The 16,981-nt window shown below is 55.9% G+C and carries 19 protein-coding genes and 2 pseudogenes; 13 read left to right on the top strand and 8 right to left on the bottom strand.

The annotated features are described in order from the left end of the window. The first annotated feature begins 98 nt into the window (after positions 1 to 98). From AC2FFE_RS20575 to AC2FFE_RS20585, 3 genes and pseudogenes are all read left to right on the top strand, one after another. Positions 99 to 1,076: an HpcH/HpaI aldolase/citrate lyase family protein gene (locus tag AC2FFE_RS20575; RefSeq protein WP_496821070.1), complete on the top strand. Its 978-nt coding sequence runs from the start codon at positions 99 to 101 to the stop codon at positions 1,074 to 1,076. 8 nt (positions 1,077 to 1,084) lie between these two features. Beyond that, positions 1,085 to 1,783: pseudogene (locus tag AC2FFE_RS20580) on the top strand (DUF4147 domain-containing protein); the annotation flags it as partial. Between the two features lie 153 nt (positions 1,784 to 1,936). Next, a complete protein-coding gene (locus tag AC2FFE_RS20585; RefSeq protein WP_496847585.1) occupies positions 1,937 to 2,356 on the top strand; it encodes an MOFRL family protein in 420 nt (139 codons plus the stop codon). A 72-nt stretch (positions 2,357 to 2,428) separates the two neighbouring features. Here the strand turns inward: AC2FFE_RS20585 and AC2FFE_RS20590 are convergent, their stop codons facing one another. Continuing rightward, entirely contained in the window at positions 2,429 to 2,812 is a 384-nt protein-coding gene (locus AC2FFE_RS20590) for a hypothetical protein (RefSeq protein ID WP_496847578.1), read from the bottom strand. Here AC2FFE_RS20590 and AC2FFE_RS20595 point away from each other — a divergent pair. Further along, a complete protein-coding gene (locus AC2FFE_RS20595; protein ID WP_496821068.1) occupies positions 2,802 to 3,431 on the top strand; it encodes a helix-turn-helix domain-containing protein in 630 nt (209 codons plus the stop codon). The genes AC2FFE_RS20590 and AC2FFE_RS20595 overlap by 11 nt on opposite strands. Here AC2FFE_RS20595 and AC2FFE_RS20600 read toward each other — a convergent pair. The 5 genes from AC2FFE_RS20600 to AC2FFE_RS20620 are packed head-to-tail and all read right to left on the bottom strand — an operon-like array spanning position 3,409 to position 7,762. After that, positions 3,409 to 3,906: a GNAT family N-acetyltransferase gene (locus AC2FFE_RS20600; RefSeq protein ID WP_496847580.1), complete on the bottom strand. Its 498-nt coding sequence runs from the start codon at positions 3,904 to 3,906 to the stop codon at positions 3,409 to 3,411. The two genes, AC2FFE_RS20595 and AC2FFE_RS20600, sit on opposite strands and share 23 nt — an antisense overlap. A gap of 19 nt (positions 3,907 to 3,925) precedes the next feature. Beyond that, a complete protein-coding gene (locus tag AC2FFE_RS20605) occupies positions 3,926 to 4,993 on the bottom strand; it encodes a heme-dependent oxidative N-demethylase family protein (RefSeq protein ID WP_496821066.1) in 1,068 nt (355 codons plus the stop codon). 13 nt (positions 4,994 to 5,006) lie between these two features. Beyond that, a complete protein-coding gene (locus AC2FFE_RS20610; protein ID WP_496847581.1) occupies positions 5,007 to 5,969 on the bottom strand; it encodes a PDR/VanB family oxidoreductase in 963 nt (320 codons plus the stop codon). Then, entirely contained in the window at positions 5,966 to 6,562 is a 597-nt protein-coding gene (locus tag AC2FFE_RS20615) for a dimethylamine monooxygenase subunit DmmA family protein (RefSeq protein ID WP_496821062.1), read from the bottom strand. Before AC2FFE_RS20615 ends, AC2FFE_RS20610 begins: the two co-directional genes overlap by 4 nt. A 54-nt stretch (positions 6,563 to 6,616) precedes the next feature. Continuing rightward, a complete protein-coding gene (locus AC2FFE_RS20620) occupies positions 6,617 to 7,762 on the bottom strand; it encodes an aminomethyl transferase family protein (protein ID WP_496821061.1) in 1,146 nt (381 codons plus the stop codon). 341 nt (positions 7,763 to 8,103) lie between these two features. On the opposite strand from AC2FFE_RS20620, the gene AC2FFE_RS20625 reads away from it, so the two are divergent. The 8 genes from AC2FFE_RS20625 (at position 8,104) to AC2FFE_RS20660 (ending at position 15,017) form a co-directional block, all read left to right on the top strand. Beyond that, the gene (locus tag AC2FFE_RS20625) at positions 8,104 to 9,477 is read left to right on the top strand and encodes an ammonium transporter (protein WP_496821060.1); all 1,374 of its coding nucleotides are present in this window, start codon (positions 8,104 to 8,106) and stop codon (positions 9,475 to 9,477) included. Positions 9,478 to 9,488: 11 nt separating this feature from the next. Beyond that, the gene (locus AC2FFE_RS20630) at positions 9,489 to 9,704 is read left to right on the top strand and encodes a hypothetical protein (RefSeq protein ID WP_496821059.1); all 216 of its coding nucleotides are present in this window, start codon (positions 9,489 to 9,491) and stop codon (positions 9,702 to 9,704) included. Positions 9,705 to 9,852: 148 nt separating this feature from the next. Beyond that, the gene (locus AC2FFE_RS20635; RefSeq protein WP_496821058.1) at positions 9,853 to 10,782 is read left to right on the top strand and encodes a class II glutamine amidotransferase; all 930 of its coding nucleotides are present in this window, start codon (positions 9,853 to 9,855) and stop codon (positions 10,780 to 10,782) included. 1 nt (position 10,783) lies between these two features. Continuing rightward, a complete protein-coding gene (locus tag AC2FFE_RS20640) occupies positions 10,784 to 11,467 on the top strand; it encodes a protein GlxC (protein WP_496821057.1) in 684 nt (227 codons plus the stop codon). A 14-nt stretch (positions 11,468 to 11,481) separates the two neighbouring features. After that, a complete protein-coding gene (locus AC2FFE_RS20645) occupies positions 11,482 to 12,813 on the top strand; it encodes an FMN-binding glutamate synthase family protein (protein ID WP_496821078.1) in 1,332 nt (443 codons plus the stop codon). An 84-nt stretch (positions 12,814 to 12,897) separates the two neighbouring features. Continuing rightward, a complete protein-coding gene (glnT, locus tag AC2FFE_RS20650) occupies positions 12,898 to 14,226 on the top strand; it encodes a type III glutamate--ammonia ligase (protein ID WP_496847583.1) in 1,329 nt (442 codons plus the stop codon). An 80-nt stretch (positions 14,227 to 14,306) separates the two neighbouring features. Further along, complete coding sequence (locus AC2FFE_RS20655) at positions 14,307 to 14,570, top strand: hypothetical protein (RefSeq protein WP_496821055.1); 264 nt, start codon at positions 14,307 to 14,309, stop codon at positions 14,568 to 14,570. A 12-nt stretch (positions 14,571 to 14,582) separates the two neighbouring features. Continuing rightward, positions 14,583 to 15,017, top strand: a complete 435-nt coding sequence (locus AC2FFE_RS20660; protein WP_496821054.1) for a type 1 glutamine amidotransferase — start codon at positions 14,583 to 14,585, stop codon at positions 15,015 to 15,017. A 10-nt stretch (positions 15,018 to 15,027) separates the two neighbouring features. Here AC2FFE_RS20660 and AC2FFE_RS20665 read toward each other — a convergent pair. Next, positions 15,028 to 15,461 (bottom strand): annotated as a pseudogene (locus tag AC2FFE_RS20665) (group II truncated hemoglobin). Positions 15,462 to 15,602: 141 nt separating this feature from the next. Between AC2FFE_RS20665 and AC2FFE_RS20670 the strand changes: the two are divergent. After that, entirely contained in the window at positions 15,603 to 16,448 is an 846-nt protein-coding gene (locus AC2FFE_RS20670) for an EamA family transporter (RefSeq protein ID WP_496821052.1), read from the top strand. Between the two features lie 54 nt (positions 16,449 to 16,502). Here AC2FFE_RS20670 and AC2FFE_RS20675 read toward each other — a convergent pair whose 3' ends face one another. Beyond that, a complete protein-coding gene (locus AC2FFE_RS20675) occupies positions 16,503 to 16,649 on the bottom strand; it encodes a hypothetical protein (protein ID WP_496821051.1) in 147 nt (48 codons plus the stop codon). Positions 16,650 to 16,981: the final 332 nt, after the last annotated feature.

The following is a 16,981-nucleotide window of genomic DNA, read 5'->3' on the forward strand; positions in this document are numbered from 1 at the left end:
GGCAACGCTGCGGTCGAGACCAAGGTCAAGGCCGAAGTCGCAGAGCTTTGCGCCAAATTCCCGATCTATCCGAACCTCTAGGACGAAGGAAAAATACCATGAGCTTTTATTCAATCGACCAAGCCCCCGCACGCCTGAACCGCAGCGAGTTAGCGGTGCCCGGCAGCCAGCCTGGCATGTTCGAAAAAGCCGCCCAGGCGGATGTGGACGTTATCTTCCTTGATCTGGAAGATGCTGTCGCGCCGGACGAAAAGGAACAGGCCCGCGAGAACATCATTGAGGCGTTGAACGATATCGATTGGGGCAACAAGACCATGTCGGTGCGTATCAACGGGCTGGACACCCATTACATGTATCGCGACGTAGTGGACGTGGTTGAACAGGCAGGCGAACGGCTGGACCTGATCATGATCCCCAAAGTTGGAACTGCCGCCGACGTCTATGCCGTCGACATGCTGGTCACTCAGATCGAAGACGCCAGAGGGTACAAGAACCGGATCGGGTTTGAACACATCATCGAAACCGCACTGGGAATGCAGAATGTCAGCGAAATCGCGGCTGCGTCGAAACGCAACGAAAGCCTGCATTTCGGGGTTGCCGACTATGCGGCGTCAACCCGTGCACGGACCACGATCATCGGCGGCGTAAACCCCGACTATTCCGTTCTGACTGACGCTGATGCAGATGGCGGGCGTATGACGCATTGGGGCGACATGTGGCACTATGCGCTGGCCCGCATGGTGGTCGCCGCGCGCGCCAACGGCCTACGCCCAATCGACGGACCCTTTGGTGACTTTCAGGACCCCGACGGGTATCGCGCCGCAGCAAAACGCGCTGCAGTTCTGGGCTGCGAAGGAAAATGGGCCATTCACCCCAGCCAGATTGCCCTGGCAAATGAGGTCATGTCGCCATCCGATGCCGAGGTCACCAAAGCCCAGCGTATCCTTGTCGCCATGGCCGAGGCTGAATCGGCGGGCAAAGGCGCTGTGTCTCTGGATGGCCGCCTGATCGACTATGCCTCGATCCGGCAGGCCGAGGTTTTGGTGGAAAAAGCAGGTCAGATTGCCGCGGCCTGACCAGAATTGTGACCGAGCAATTGTCAATAAACCTGCGGGACAGTGCCGCAGCCATCTTTGCTGCGGCAGATCCGGCTGCATCATTGCGCAGACGGTTACGGGCGGCACCTTTGCCTTCGCCACAACTGGGCGGACGCAGTATCCTGATTGCGATTGGGAAAGCTGCGCCCGCCATGATGGCAGAGGTATTGCAACACGTTCAGGGCGATCATGTCGCGCTTGCAGTGACGCACCGCGAAAACCAGACGCTCGTTCCCGGCGCAACGGTGTTGACTAGCGCGCACCCCATCCCGGATGAACGCGGCTTGAAAGCAGGGCGGCAGGTCCTCGCACTGCTCAGCGCTGCACGTAAGCAAGATCAGATCATTGCGCTGATTTCGGGCGGTGGTTCAGCCCTGGTCCCCGCACCCGTTGATGGAATGACCTTGTCGGACAAAATCGTAGTTAACGAGGTGTTACTGTCTTCCGGGCTGGACATCGTTCGGATGAACTTCGTGCGTTAGCACCTGAGCCAGCTCAAAGGCGGTGGATTTCTGCGGCACGGCTCACCTGCACCAGTGACAGCTTATATCCTTTCGGATGTGATCGGAGATGACTTGCGCGCGGTCGCCAGTGGACCAACCGCTGGACCAATAAGAAGCCACGCCGATGCCCGCAGGACCTGTATTGAGGCCGGGATATGGCATCGGCTACCCAAATCTGCCCGTACCCATCTAGAACGGAGTATTCCTGAACAAACCAAAGCGCTTGCGGCAACCAACCATCTGATCAGGTCGAATACGATCAGTCTTGAAGCAGCATTTCGCTGTACCGCACAGACCTGCCGGGCCGAAATTGTGTCCGACACATTGATTGGCGACGTGTCTGACGCAGCCGAACAGATTTTTCAGGCAGCCCAAGCCGCGCCTCGTGGCCACCCAACCGCCCTGCTATTTGGTGGTGAAACAACTGTACGCCTGCAAGGCTCAGGTCGTGGTAGGCGCAATCAGGAGTTGGCGCTGCGCGTCGCTCAATTGGCGGAAGAACGCTCGATCCCCGGTAACTGGATCTTTCTAAGCGGCGGCACGGATGGCCGCGATGGGCCGACCCCGGCGGCGGGCGCAGTTGTGGATGCCGGAACATTCAGACGCATCCGCAAGGTAGGGCATGACCCTGCCGCCTTGCTGGCGAACAACGACAGTCACAAAGCTTTGACACTCTCGGGTGATCTTCTGATCACCGGCGCGACCGGAACCAATGTTGCAAACATTCAGGTCCTGCTGCATGCTCCTGACGCGTGAGGCGTGGTGAACTCGGCAATCGCTGGGTTTGATCCATACGATATTCTGGCCTTGAAGTCGTCCAAGAGACGCCTAACGGACACAAGGGCTGAATACCGACATGACGCGACCATGAGCCCAGGCCGCTCTGAAAAAGTGGTAGTTGGCAGCGGTCATGGTCAGGCGACAGCAGATTAACTCGCGTAGGTTTATGGGCACCGCAACGGCGCGGTGATCAAAAAAAGGCTCGATTACCGATGTCAGAGTGGCCATAGGAATTCCATCGAACAGCAGAAACTCGATATCGGCTTCATTCCCTGTCAGCATGATTATTTTACTATCAGGAAAACTTGATGCTATGATGGCCCGAACTGACTGGGTATCGCAGCGCTGCTGCTTGCGCATCAGATCCGAACCAGTATAGCAGGACATTGAAAGCGAGACATTGAGGAAACGCGAAGCAGAAATGACAGTCAATCTGACGCAGGATCCACATTCCGTTCGAACAGGTGAACGCGAAAAGGTGCTCGAAGTTGCAATCGGTCGTGAGGTCCGTGCTTTTCGCAAAAAACAAAACATCACTGTCGCAGAACTCGGGCAACTGACCGGCCTGTCTATTGGTATGTTGTCAAAGATCGAAAACGGCAACACGTCGCCCTCTTTGACCACGTTGCAATTGTTGGCGGATGCATTGTCGGTGCCTCTGACCAGTTTTTTCCGCCAGTTCGAGGAACGGCGAGAAGCTGTGCACACCAAGGCCGGCGAAGGTGTGGAACTGGAACGTGAAGGGACGCGCGCCAATCATCAATACAATTTGCTGGGACATATTGGCGCCAACGGTTCAGGCGTGATTGTCGAGCCTTATTTGATTACGCTGACTGTGGAATCTGACGTTTTCCCGACCTTCCAACACGGTGGGATTGAAACGATCTATATGCTTGATGGCGCTGTCGACTATCGCCACGGTGACAATATCTATTCGCTAAAGCCCGGTGATACTCTGTTCTTCGATGCGGATGCCCCTCATGGCCCAGAACGGCTGGTAAGCCTACCCGCGCGTTACCTTTCAGTGATCAGCTACCCGCAGACAAACTAATCTTTTTACGCAGCAGGAAGTCCGTGGGCTTGTCGTAACCCTCGTGGCTTCCGGTACTTACAATCGCAAATCCGAGCCGCGAAAAAACGTGATGGTTTTCAGTGAGTTCGATGCGCGTTTCCAGTTCAAGCTCGGACAGGCCAAGTGTCACCGCGCGGCGCTCGGCATGGTCGATCATCGCTCTGCAGATGCCCTGCCCGCGCATATGTTCCTGCACTGCCAGCTTTCCCAAATAGAGGCGATCCGGCTTTGGGGTCAGGAACATGCAAGCATAAAGAGGGCGGCCGATAGCCCAGATCTCGCCCCCAGTTCGGCAGTGGGCCTGCATACCTTCGACGGTGAGCCGATGAACCGAGGATGGTGGGTCTATCCTGCCGTCCATGTATTGGAATGACGTGCGCAGCAGCGCGAGCACGTCATAAAGCGCCAAGGCATCATCCTCTAACCGCCAAATGGCTTTGTCCTGATCAGCCACGACCCATCCTGACGCTGGCTTACTTTGACAAGGGCGGTTCTGTTTCCAGATCGGGCCATATACCGGGCGAGGTTGGCAGACCGTCGTCAAACTGGCTGAGATAGTCTAGCATCATGGGACGGTTGTCGATGAACCCTTTGTAAGTGGCCAATTCAACCGGAAGATCGCGGATCACGCGATGCAGACGACGACCCCATTTTGGGACGGTCATCAGATCCTGGAAACTGCACAGGTAACAGCGGATCGGGAATACCAGAGCGTTTGACCGCGGCAACCGGAAGAAAGTCTGCAATTCAACCCGAAGATGCTGTTTGTGGGCAATGTTTTCAGGCGTGAGCGTGGTCTTTTGGATGCCCCATTTGTGATAGTTTTCCGGGCTGGTATCCAGCAAGGGGTTCACCGTCATCGTCCAGTTCAGACGTCGCGCAGGTGCACCTTGCTGAATGTTCAGAAGGAATTTTAGCGCACGTTTGAATATTCCCATCTCATGCGCTTTCGGAACCGGTGCATGCCATTCGAAAAAGTTCATGCCGATGTCGAAATCCAGACTCCAGTCGGCCTGGGTCGTGACCATCCCCGCGTCCATCCACAACATCTCGTCCCGTTGATCCAACACAGCGAAATCGCCCTGTGCCTGACGGGTGATGTATTCCATTGGCCCGTAGGGCAGTGTGGTTTCATCCATGAACGTAAAACTGTGATCAATCCCAAGCGGCTTGTTGATCCAGCGCCACTGATTGCCGTTGCGATGCAGCTCGAACAGGTCCGGATAGTCCTCAGACTTGCTGACCATGATCAGCTCAAGCAAATCCCAACCCGCCAAGGTCATATGTGGCAGTGACTGACAGCGCAGCGGGTCCTGATCCAGAACGATGGCACGATCTTTCATCTCGGAGACGTAGTGTTCGTCTACATCGAACCGCATCTCATAGACCGAGCCCTCGGGTCCGCCCCGGTGCTGTTCCATGTTGACCGAATACATGTAGCTGTCTTCGTGGAACGGGAACGGAAAGCGTTTGATCGCCCATTCTGAGTTGTGGAACGTATAGTCGTCGCGGAAGGACTCGTCGTTGAATTGAATGGTCATGTTGGGCCTCCTCTCAGCGGTCCAGCACGAGGGACCTGCCCTCGAAGCGCGATACACAGGGCATGATTTTCTTGCCAGCTGCCTTTTCTTCTTCAGTCAGCCAGTGATCGCGGTGAACAAAGTTTCCGTCGTGATCCAGCACAACGGTTTCGCACTGACCGCAGGCCCCGCCGCGGCACAGATACGGCGCATCCACACCCTCGCGTTCAATTGCTTCCAGCAGGCTTTCGTTTTCACCCACATGAATGATCTTGTCCGAGGTCGCCAAGCGCACTTCGAACGGTTTACCGGGTTGCGGGGCCAGAAACTCTTCGTAATGTACGCAGTCCTCGGGCCAGCCTTCTGCAGCGGCAGTGCTACACACCCAGTCGATCATCCCCTTGGGGCCACAGACATAGACATGCGTACCTAAAGGTTGCCCGCTGAGCAGGTTCTTTAGATCGATCTGCTGATTCTGATCGTCGTAATACAGATGCGTTTCGTTCGGGTGCCGGTCTGTTAGTTGCTCGGCATAAGATGCCAAGGCGGTATTGCGGCAAGCATAATGCAGCTCCCAATGACCATGAAGAAGTTCCAGTTGTTTGATCTGCGCCAGAAACGGCGTGATCCCTATTCCGCCGGCCAGAAACAGGTGCTTGCGGGCCCGCAAATCAAGCGAGAACAGGTTGACCGGGTAGCTGATGGTCATCTCGTCGCCCAGCTTGACCTGACGGTGCATGAACAACGACCCGCCCCTGCCCTGATCATCGCGCCGGACAGAAATGGTATAAGACGACTGATCGAAAGGATCGGACATCAGGGAATAGGGATTGAGCCGGGTAATACCTCCATCCTGCATCTCGACAACAGTATGTGCCCCACCCGAGAAGGTAGGCAACTGCCCGCCGTCAACGCGTTCAAACCGGAATCGCGTCACCAGCTCGTTCAGCGGGGTAACTTCGGTCACTTTGACCTGAATTTTCTCGGCACCACTCATTCATAGATCCCCTTCGGCTCGGGCACGTTACCATGGTCCTCGGCGTCAATTCGGACACCCTGATAAGCGGCAAGGCGGCGGGAATAGTGGTCACGAACAAACAGGTTGAGCCCACAATGCGCGCAGATGAACGGATCGATCTCGACATCTTCGGTGACGCCTTTGCAGTGTACGCATTGCATTCGGCGCGCAACCGAACCGCGATGCTCGGTCTGTATCGCGGTGTGCGGAAGACCCGCAGCCATCACTTCATTCGTGGCCTGACCCATCATGCCTTCGGTGCCGGTCAGATAGACCTGTAAACCCATATGTGCGTCTTCCAACACGCGACGAATACGGTACAGCGCGGCAGCATAAGACGGACCTTCGTAGAATTGCGCAGGATTCAGCGCCTGCAGCTTTTTCGAGAAGTCCGTCCCTTTGGGGATGTAGATCAGATGGGTTTTCGCCATCAGGTCGGGTGTCGCTATGTCAAGAACCGCCTCGGCCCCTTCGGCCTCGGCGATTATGAGATGATGTTCACCTGAGCGAACCTCTAGCGTGCCCCAGACCGGGCGGCTTGCGATTGACTTGGGAAATTCGAACTTTGACATCGTGCCCTCAAATCGGAAAAGGGCGCCTCGGTGTGTCCGTTGCGCCCCTGAAACTCAGCCTTTTGCGGTTCTGATCGATTTGTCCTGATCGTAGAACGGCATCTCTTCCGCAGTCGCCGCTATTTCTGTCCCATCGCCGTTGCGCACTGTCAGCTTAGTGCCTGGTGAGGCACAGGCGACCGGCATCCGCGCGATGCCCACATTGTGGCTATTGATTTCGGAGTACATACCGAAAGTGACAACACCGACCTTTTCACCGTTCTGCAGCAGGTCGGCACCCTCGTCCGCCGGGGTCGTGCCGTCCAGTTTCACCCCATAGATCTTGAACCGCTCTTTGCCTTGCGATGCATAGTGGTTCTCGGCCCCTATGAAGCCGGTTTTTCCTGGTGACACAGTGAATTCCAGACCCAGCTCCCAAAGCGTATCACCGCAGGTTTCATCGTCGAACGGATAGGTTTCCGAGTTATCACCGGGATAAAACAGCAGGTAGCTTTCGGTGCGCAACAGATCGAGCGTCGAGAACTGAACCGGGACGATGCCCATGTCTTTGCCTTCGGCCAAAATGTTGTCCCATAGTTGCACCGCATGTTTGGCCTGACAGAAAATTTCATACCCGCGCTCACCGGTATATCCGGTCCGAGAAATCATCACCGGGCAACCATAGAGTTTGGTTTGCATGATGCCGAAGTAAGCCAGATCGCGAATTCCGGGGATATGCTTAGCCAAGAAATCAACAGCGACCGGTCCCTGCAGCGACATGTCATGCATGTCGTCGTCAAAAATGACCGAACAGTTCTTTCCAGCCGCAACCGATGTCAGCTGCTCCATACCTGTCCCCGTGCCATGCACGACAAGCCACGTATTCACCGAGAGGCGGTAGATGATGCAATCATCGATAAACTTGCCTTCGGAATTCAGGATTGACGCGTAAGTCGACCGGCCCGGCATGATCTTTTCCACATTCCGCGTGGTGACACGGTCAATGACATAGGCCGCATCTTCGCCGACCACATGAACCTTCTTCAGACCTGACACATCCATCAGCCCTGCCTTGGTGCGGATCGCTTCGTAATCTGCCTTGGCGCGTTCCGGGCTATGGTCGTAGAACCATGCGGTCCCCATACCGTTCCAGTCTTCTAGCTCGCCGCCGATTTCGGCATGGCGCTGCGCAAGGGCGGACGTCCTCCAAAGAATGGCCATTGTTCAGCTCTCCCGTTGATTGCTTTTTTCTTGACCATATTGAGGCCGATGTTGGATCGAAAATCAACACCCATGTGCAGAATATTTTCCTACTGGGAATATTAGGCTGCGTTTTCTGCACCCTTAGAAAATTACCAGAATTGGTAAAAGTGATTATTTATCAATGCTATAATCTAGTCTTCAGCATGTATTACTGTGCGTGCGCCAAATACCCTAAAGATATTTGCCCAACATATCTATTGACAGGTCGCCAATGAGATTGTCCCCTGAGTAGATAAATATTCCCAGCAGGAAATCCATCGCAGAACAACTTCCTGCTGCAACAATAGGGAGACAACAAAGTGGATGGTAATCTAAATGCACTAACCACGGTCTTTACCGAGTTTTACTACTGGGTAACGGTCGTTTTCATGTTCCTCATCCATGTGGGCTTTTGCATGTACGAGGTCGGTGCCAGCCGTGCCCGTAACCATATGCACACATTGATGAAAAACATCATGATCATCCCGCTGGTGACGGTCACATTTTTCTTCTTCGGATGGTGGATTTATTGGGCGTTTCCAAACTTCCCCTTCTGGGGCGGTCTAGACACCGAAGCGGGTGCTGCGAATCTACCTTGGGCAGACACGATGGCAACCAACCTAGGCGACAGAATCACTGGGGTCTTCTGGGCCGCATTCCTGTTGTTCTCTTGGACAGCTGCCTCGATCGTTTCGGGTTCCGTCATCGAGCGGATCAGATCTTCGGCTTTATGGGTACATGCAGTTATGATCGGTTCGGTCTGGTGGATAATTGACGCTGCATGGGGCTGGCATTACGGCGGCTGGATGGTGCGAATTCTTGGCTACCACGATGCCTATGCTTCCGGGGTTATCCACGCAATTGCAGGCGGCTACGCACTTGGCGTGATTATGGTCCTGGGTCCGCGTCTTGGCAAATTTGCCAAGGATGGCACACCGCGGGATATTCCACCTCACAACCCTTGGCTGCTGACCATCGGGATTTTCCTGATCTACACTGGTTTCTGGGGTTTCTACGCCGCATGCAATGTGCCTGTGATTTCGCCGGAAGGTATCGACGGCCAGATCACCGGTGTGACCTGGACCGCAACCAATATTTATCTGGCACCAACCACGCTTTCCGCGATTACCTTCAATTTCCTCATGTCGCTGTCCGGCGGCCTGATGGCGGCCTATGTGATCTCGAAGGGTGATGCGTTCTGGACCTTCTCAGGCGGGCTTGCCGGGATCATCACAGCTTCGGCCGGGAACGACCTGTATCACCCGATCCAGGCGATGATCATTGCCGCTATTGGTGTCGTGATCGTGTACAAGCTGCACTATTGGGTTGAGCGCCGGTTCAAGCTGGACGACGCCGTAGGCGCAGTCGCGGTACATGGCTATGCCGGTTTTGTTGGGCTGGTGATCTCGGGCTTCGTCCTGTGGGGCGTGCCGTCATCGCCATACGAAGGCTATGCCACAATCAATCCGATCGGTCAGATCACCGGCGCGGTCATCATGTTCTTTGTACTGGGCTTCCTGCCCGGCTGGATCCTGGCAAAAATTCAGGCGGCTGCAGGTGTGCTCCGCATCCCGGAAGAGGTTGAACTTCAGGGTCTCGATTATGCCGAGCACCATGCCTACGAAGACGCCAAAGCAGCAATTATCCAAGCTGATAAAGAAGAACTCGCTGCCCGCGGCGTCGCAGCTAAGTAAGGGAGTAAGACATGTCTACAAACGGATACTCAAACTGGGCAGTCGATCTTGCCGAAGTCGGACCGATTTATCCCTTCCAGGGTTACGAAGTTCTAATGTTCATCATTGGCCTGGCGTTCTGGATCGGATGGCATCGCATCCAGTTCGTCCGCGAACGCGAGCACCTTGAAAAGGCGCGCCACACCGGGGACGAAGAGAAGGTGAAGGCGCAGTTGGAAAGATACTAACCCAGCTCTGAAAACAGGCAATGGACGCGAGAACTGCATGCGCGTCCATTGCCTGTTAGTAATATTTTATTCCTGTGATTATTGCTTTCCCGACACATTGTTGATAGCATCGAATCGAAACGAAACACACAAAGGAGACCGGCCAGCCATGTGCGGGATTGTAGGATTATTCCTTAAGGACCAGTCGCTTTCACCCAAATTGGGTGAGATGTTGACAGACATGCTGATTACCATGACAGATCGGGGCCCTGACAGTGCAGGCATTGCGATCTATCGTGATGGTTTGCAAGGTCAGAGCAAGCTGACGCTTCAATCTGCAAACCCCGAAACAGATTTCGCAGGTCTGGCCGACGAATTGGGTCGGGTTCTAGGTGGAACTGTCACGCAGTCGGACAATGATACACATACCGTGTTGAATATTCCTGCAGGCCGCTTTGAAGACGCACGCGCGGCGCTTGCGGAAATCCGGCCGTCGGTTCGGATTATGAGCCATGGCGATATGCTGGAAATCTACAAGGAGGTCGGTCTGCCCAAGGACGTGGCTGCTCGCTTTGATATCTCGGCGATGACTGGCACGCATGGCATCGGCCACACGCGCATGGCCACGGAATCCGCGGTCACGACGATGGGGGCACACCCGTTCAACACCGGGTTGGATCAGTGTCTTGTGCACAACGGCTCGTTGTCGAACCACAACTCGTTGCGCCGCAAGCTGCGCCGTGAAGGGGTCGTCATCCAGACAGAAAACGACACCGAAGTTGGGGCCGCCTACCTGACCTGGAAGATGATGAACGGGGCGACTTTGGGTGAAGCACTGCAATCCAGCCTGGATGATCTGGATGGCTTTTTCAACTTCGTCGTGGGCACCAAGGACGGGTTTGGCGTAGTGCGCGATCCGATTGCCTGCAAGCCAGCTGTGATGGCCGAGACCGATCAATATGTGGCCTTTGGCAGCGAATACCGCGCGCTGGTCAACCTGCCGGGTATTGAAGATGCAAGGGTTTGGGAGCCCGAACCCTCGACAGTTTATTTCTGGTCGCACAATGACAGCCCAACAACCCACGAAAAGGCCGCCTGACATGCAGACTTATGATGTATCTGAAAGCGGCTTGCGTGGTTTGAACGCGGCGTTGCAGGCACAAAGCAAAGACACCAATCAGACCAATTGGGAGGTGCAGAACCCCAAGGGCAGCCACGCGATTGCCGTGGGTCTGGATGCGCCGATCGAGGTGACCGTGAAGGGCTCGACAGGTTACTATTGCGCGGGGATGAACCAGCAAGCGACCATCAAAGTTGAGGGTTCGGTGGGTCCCGGTGTGGCCGAAAATATGATGTCGGGCACGGTCATGGTCGATGGCGACGCCAGTCAGTATGCCGGGGCGACCGGGCACGGAGGGCTGCTGGTTGTCAAGGGCAACGCGTCCTCGCGCTGTGGGATTTCGATGAAGGGTATAGACATCGTAGTGCATGGTAATATCGGCCACATGTCGGCTTTTATGGCGCAACAGGGCAATCTGGTGGTCTGCGGCGATGCGGGCGATGCACTGGGGGATTCCCTCTACGAGGCGCGTCTTTTCGTGCGCGGTTCGGTCAAGAGCCTGGGCGCAGATTGCATCGAGAAAGAGATGCGCCCCGAGCATCTTGAGATCCTGGCCGATCTATTGGAACGCGCCGAAAGCGACGCAAAACCCGAAGAGTTCAAGCGCTACGGCTCGGCCCGCAAGCTCTATAACTTCGACGTCGACAACGCACAGGATTACTAAGGGACATGAAAGATATGGACAATAACGGTATTCCGCGCACGGTCCCGATCCAGTCGGCGACCTTCACCAACCCGATCAATGCCGAAATCCGCCGCGCGGCGGCCACTGGCATCTATGACATCCGCGGTGGCGGCGCCAAACGCAAGGTCCCGCATTTTGACGACCTGTTGTTTCTGGGCGCGTCGGTGTCGCGCTACCCGCTGGAGGGCTACCGCGAGAAGTGTGACACCAGCGTCACGCTAGGCACCCGCTTTGCCAAGAACCCGATCCAACTGGATATTCCGATCACCATCGCAGGCATGAGCTTTGGGGCGCTGTCGGGTCCTGCGAAAGAGGCCCTGGGCCGCGGCGCATCGGCAGCGGGAACCTCGACCACTACCGGTGACGGTGGAATGACCCCTGAAGAACGTGGCCATTCGACCAAGCTGGTCTATCAGTATCTGCCTTCGCGCTATGGGATGAACCCCGACGATCTGCGCAAGGCTGATGCGATTGAGGTTGTGGTTGGACAGGGCGCAAAGCCCGGTGGCGGCGGCATGTTGCTGGGTCAGAAAATCAGCGACCGCGTGGCCGAGATGCGCACTTTGCCCAAAGGCATCGACCAGCGCTCGGCTTGTCGTCATCCGGACTGGACCGGGCCGGATGATCTGGAAATCAAACTCCTTGAGTTGCGCGAAATCACCAACTGGAAAGTGCCAATCTACGTCAAGGTAGGTGCAACGCGGCCCTATTACGATACTGCGCTGGCAGTGAAGGCCGGGGCCGATGTTGTGGTGATGGACGGGATGCAAGGCGGCACGGCAGCCACGCAGGACGTCTTCATTGAACATGTGGGCATTCCGACATTGGCCTGTATCCGCCCGGCCGTACAGGCGCTGCAGGATCTGGGTGTTCACCGCGAAGTGCAGCTTGTGATCTCGGGCGGCATTCGCACTGGCGCTGATGTGGCCAAGGCGATGGCCCTTGGCGCGGACGCGGTTGCCATTGGCACGGCAGCACTCATCGCGCTTGGCGACAACGATCCGAAGTGGGAATCCGAATATCAGAAGCTGGGCACCACCACCGGCGCCTATGATGACTGGCACGAAGGGTTGGACCCGGCAGGCATCACCACGCAGGACCCCGAACTGGCTGCGCGTCTCGATCCGGTTGATGCCGGTCGCCGATTGCGAAACTACCTGAAGGTGATGACGCTTGAGGCGCAGACCATTGCGCGCGCCTGTGGTCACAATCACCTGCACAACCTCGAACCCGAGGATCTGTGCGCCCTGACAATGGAGGCGGCGGCGATGGCCAAAGTACCACTGGCGGGCACCGACTGGTATCCCGGAAAGGCCGGGTTCTGATTTGTTAAACGACAAAAGGCGCGGCCCTAAAGGGCGGCGCCTTTCTTCTATCGAAACGCATCAACAGGGAAAGGAAAGCCGACCATGACAACAGATCTGGCTGCTTTCGCCAAGGAAAAAGGCGTCAAATACTTCATGATCTCGTTCACTGATTTGTTCGGTGGACAGCGGGCCAAACTGGTTCCCGCGCAAGCGATTGCCGACATGCAGGAGGACGGCGCAGGTTTTGCTGGATTTGCCACCTGGCTGGACATGACGCCCGCACATCCTGACATGCTGGCGGTGCCGGACCCGTCCTCGGTCATCCAACTGCCTTGGAAGCCCGAGGTCGCCTGGGTCGCTGGCAACTGCGTGATGGAAGGCCAAGACGTCGCGCAAGCCCCGCGCAACGTACTGCGTCGCCTGATCGATGAGGCCGCCGCCGAAGGGATGCACGTCAAAACCGGGATCGAGGCGGAGTTCTTTTTGCTGACCCCCGATGGCGAACAGATCAGCGATCCATTCGATACCGCTGAAAAGCCTTGCTATGACCAACAGGCGGTGATGCGTCGCTATGATGTGGTGCGCGAGATCTGCGACTACATGCTTGAACTGGGCTGGGGTCCCTATCAGAACGACCACGAGGACGCCAATGGCCAGTTCGAAATGAACTGGGAATTCGACGACGCTCTACGCACCGCCGACAAACATTCCTTCTTCAAGTTCATGACCAAATCGGTCGCCGAAAAGCATGGGCTTCGGGCAACCTTTATGCCCAAGCCGGTCGAGGGGCTGACGGGCAATGGCTGCCATGCCCATATCTCGGTCTGGGATGCGCCCGGGGCGGATGCGAAAACCAACGTATTTGCCGGTGAGGGCGACGGTCCGACCGGTGAGGTTGGATTGGGAGAGCGCGGCAAGCATTTTCTGGGCGGCATCATGAAACACGCCAGCGCTTTGGCGGCAATTACCAACCCTACGGTGAACAGCTACAAGCGGATCAACGCGCCGCGTACCATGTCGGGTGCGACATGGGCCCCCAATACCGTGACCTGGACCGGCAACAACCGCACCCACATGGTCCGCGTCCCTGGCCCTGGACGGTTCGAACTGCGCCTGCCCGATGGCGCAACCAACCCCTATCTGTTGCAGGCGGTGATTATTGCGGCGGGCCTGTCTGGCATTCGGTCCAAAGCCGATCCGGGCAAGCGATGGGACATTGATATGTACGCCGAAGGCCACAAAGTACGCGGCGCTCCCAAACTGCCCTTGAACATGCTCGATGCCCTTCGGGAATATGACAAGGACAAGGACCTAAAGGCGATGATGGGGGCCGAATTCTCTTCAGCGTTCCTGAAGATGAAGCATCAGGAATGGAATTCGTTTGTGTCCCACTTCTCTCGCTGGGAAAAAGAAAACACATTGGACATCTGATCCATTGATCCAAACGAAGTACGGGGCCACAGTTTGTTCTGTGGCCCTGCGCTCTTTAACCACGCTGCCACTTTAACCGCATGAATGTTCTGATTTTTCAACATACACCGGGCGAAAACCCGGTCGCGTTTCTTGAACATATCGCGTCGCATGACGACACCTCCCGGATCGTACACCTTCACGAGGGGCAGCCAGTTCCCAATCTGGCAGGTTTCGATCTGCTGCTTGTTCTGGGCGGTCCCACGGACATCTGGGAAACCGAGGCTCATCCTTGGCTTGTCTCGGAAAAACTGGCCATCAAGACGTGGGGTCAGGATTTCCAGCGGCCGGATTTCGGCGTTTGACTGGGCCATCAATTGTTAGTTGATGCACTTGGTGGGCGTTGTGCGCCCATGACCCAGCCTGAAATCGGTGTGTTACCAGTCAATCTGAACAACAGCGTGCAACATGATCCGCTTTTCGGTTCCTTGCCCCGACAATTCCGAGCGCTTCATTGGCATGGGGTTGAAGCTATTGAACTGCTTCCCGAGACGGCAATTCTAGCGCGATCCGATGGGTGCGCCGTTCAAGCCATACGCGTATCGGATTGCGCGTGGGGCGTACAGTTTCACCCCGAACTTGTTCAGGGCACGATTCAATCATGGATGAGCGATCCTGCCAACCATCAATGCGCCGTGGAATGGCTTGGATCCGCGGACGCAGCACACAACATGGTCTCTGAAACTGACAAAATTTCTGAAGAGCAATTCAGGATGACGTCCGGCATCTATGCCAGATTGCGACAGATCTGATCACGGGTAATCAGTCATGAACTTCAAGGTTCTTTCCGCTGTCTGCCTCAACCCTCCAGTCGGGCACGTCGTTGATTAGCATCAAAGCAGCGCGATGCAAGGTTGTGCGCATTTTTTCCACCACCGGACCGTCCATTCCGCAATCCGCCAACGCGGCTTCAAAGGTGTCCAGCCAGAGCTCGGCGTCAGCCTCACGTATCGGCACATGCGCGTGGATTTCTCGCAAGTCCATATGACCAAATCGCTCACGATAGTAGGCACGACCGCCCAGAAATCCGCTCAGGAATTCAAACTGCGCCTGTCTTGTATGTGATAATCCATGACCGCGGAAATGTAGCCTATGCAACGAATACGCAGCCGGGTCGGTCTCCATGCGGTCATAGAACCGTTCAACGAGAGCTCGCAGTTTTTTTCACCACCAAGTTGGCTCAAAGCTGACGACATAGGTCTCTTCTCCGGCTCGATGTTGTCAATAATTATTGCATATCAGGAATATTAGTTTATCTCCAGTGACATGTCGGCACGGTTGAAATTGAAAGTCAGACACAGAAATTCCTGGAGCATTCGGATGGACGAGGCGACCGGGTGAGCGCCCTTGAGTTGGGTCTGCTGGCTGCTTTGTGCTGGGGCTTTCACGATCTCGCCGTACGATATGTCAGCCAAACCGTGAACATCTTTGCGGCATTGATGGCCGTAATGGTTGCCGGGGCCACGCTACAGTTCGGACTTGTTGCAATCTGGGCAGGGTTCGCCCCCATCTCCGCCGAGGCAATGTGTTACGCGCTTGCAGCGGGCGGCTTCTATTTGCTGGCTGGTCTCAGCATGTATGCTGCCTTTCAGCGCGGGCCAGTACGTCTGGTTGCACCGCTTGTCGCCAGTTATCCGGTCTTGTCGGTCACTCTTGCGATTTGGCGTGGATCCGAGGTCAGCATCTGGCATTGGCTGGCAATTATCGCCATTGGTGTCGGCGTGGCAATTGTGTCCGCGCGATCTGAGGACGACAACGCGGAATATCCTGCCGCCGGGCCGACGATTGCCTATTCCATACTTGCTGCAATCGGGTTCGCTGCGACATTCGCGTTGGGGCAGTATGCAGCTGAACTGGGCAACGAGTTCATTGTTTCGCTGATTGGGCGCCTGACAGCCATCTTTGCGCTGGCGGTAACCGCCATTGTATCACGTAAGTCACTTTGGCCGTGCACTCAGGCCCTACCCCTATTGTGCCTGATGGGGGCGCTCGATGCGGTGGCGCTTCTGTGCGTAGTATCTGCCGGGGGTTTGCCCAATGCCCAATATGCATCCGTCGCAGCCTCTATCTTCGGGCTACTTACGGTTGTTTTGGCTTGGGCGATCTTGAAAGAGAAAATGGCAACATCTCAATGGTTTGGTTGTCTCATAGCGTTTGCCGGGATTGGCTATCTCGCGATTTGAACATCCGCTCGACTATAGCGATTCCATGAGCCCGATGGGCCGCTACAGCGCTGTTCAATACACAATCAACTTCGCCAGGACGAACCGATTCAGGATGATTCCATGCGCCAGGTCGTATGAGGTCTTTGTATCGCTGTAATTCACCTCGCAGGTTGAGAACATCAATATGCGCAGGCGCATCAGGCAATAGGAGTACAGCATAGACATCCTCCGCCTCGTTCAGTTGTTTGATCTGAGCCCGGCACTCATCCTGCGACATATCCTTGCCCTAAAGTTGCTGTCCCAACGCCATGCCATTTCGTGCCGTACGGGTGATCAAGGTGCGGACCCGCGCTGCATTTGTCGGAGATTGGCCAATGCAGACGATGACCATACGCTCCGTTCGGCCTGAAATATGCCAGTATTGCTGCGCACTGGTGCTGCTAGATTTTCTACCGGTTGAAGCGCCAGTTGTGAGGCTCAGGCCGTCAGGCCTTCGGGTTCTGGCAGTTTGTTTGCGCGGCATGCTGCTGTGACGGTGTTTGCGAGCAGGC

The sequence above is a fragment of the Ruegeria sp. YTSA168 genome, assembly GCF_059610045.1.

What these genes read in the sequence shown, in the direction of transcription:
- AC2FFE_RS20575 (WP_496821070.1), top strand. Translation starts at nt 99, where the DNA reads ATGAGCTTTTATTCAATCGACCAAGCCCCCGCACGCCTGAACCGCAGC.
- AC2FFE_RS20595 (WP_496821068.1), top strand. Translation starts at nt 2,802, where the DNA reads ATGACAGTCAATCTGACGCAGGATCCACATTCCGTTCGAACAGGTGAA.
- AC2FFE_RS20605 (WP_496821066.1), bottom strand. Translation starts at nt 4,993, where the DNA reads ATGACCATTCAATTCAACGACGAGTCCTTCCGCGACGACTATACGTTC.
- AC2FFE_RS20610 (WP_496847581.1), bottom strand. Translation starts at nt 5,969, where the DNA reads ATGAGTGGTGCCGAGAAAATTCAGGTCAAAGTGACCGAAGTTACCCCG.
- AC2FFE_RS20615 (WP_496821062.1), bottom strand. Translation starts at nt 6,562, where the DNA reads ATGTCAAAGTTCGAATTTCCCAAGTCAATCGCAAGCCGCCCGGTCTGG.
- AC2FFE_RS20620 (WP_496821061.1), bottom strand. Translation starts at nt 7,762, where the DNA reads ATGGCCATTCTTTGGAGGACGTCCGCCCTTGCGCAGCGCCATGCCGAA.
- AC2FFE_RS20630 (WP_496821059.1), top strand. Translation starts at nt 9,489, where the DNA reads ATGTCTACAAACGGATACTCAAACTGGGCAGTCGATCTTGCCGAAGTC.
- AC2FFE_RS20635 (WP_496821058.1), top strand. Translation starts at nt 9,853, where the DNA reads ATGTGCGGGATTGTAGGATTATTCCTTAAGGACCAGTCGCTTTCACCC.
- AC2FFE_RS20640 (WP_496821057.1), top strand. Translation starts at nt 10,784, where the DNA reads ATGCAGACTTATGATGTATCTGAAAGCGGCTTGCGTGGTTTGAACGCG.
- AC2FFE_RS20645 (WP_496821078.1), top strand. Translation starts at nt 11,482, where the DNA reads ATGGACAATAACGGTATTCCGCGCACGGTCCCGATCCAGTCGGCGACC.
- glnT (WP_496847583.1), top strand. Translation starts at nt 12,898, where the DNA reads ATGACAACAGATCTGGCTGCTTTCGCCAAGGAAAAAGGCGTCAAATAC.
- AC2FFE_RS20655 (WP_496821055.1), top strand. Translation starts at nt 14,307, where the DNA reads ATGAATGTTCTGATTTTTCAACATACACCGGGCGAAAACCCGGTCGCG.
- AC2FFE_RS20675 (WP_496821051.1), bottom strand. Translation starts at nt 16,649, where the DNA reads ATGCTGTACTCCTATTGCCTGATGCGCCTGCGCATATTGATGTTCTCA.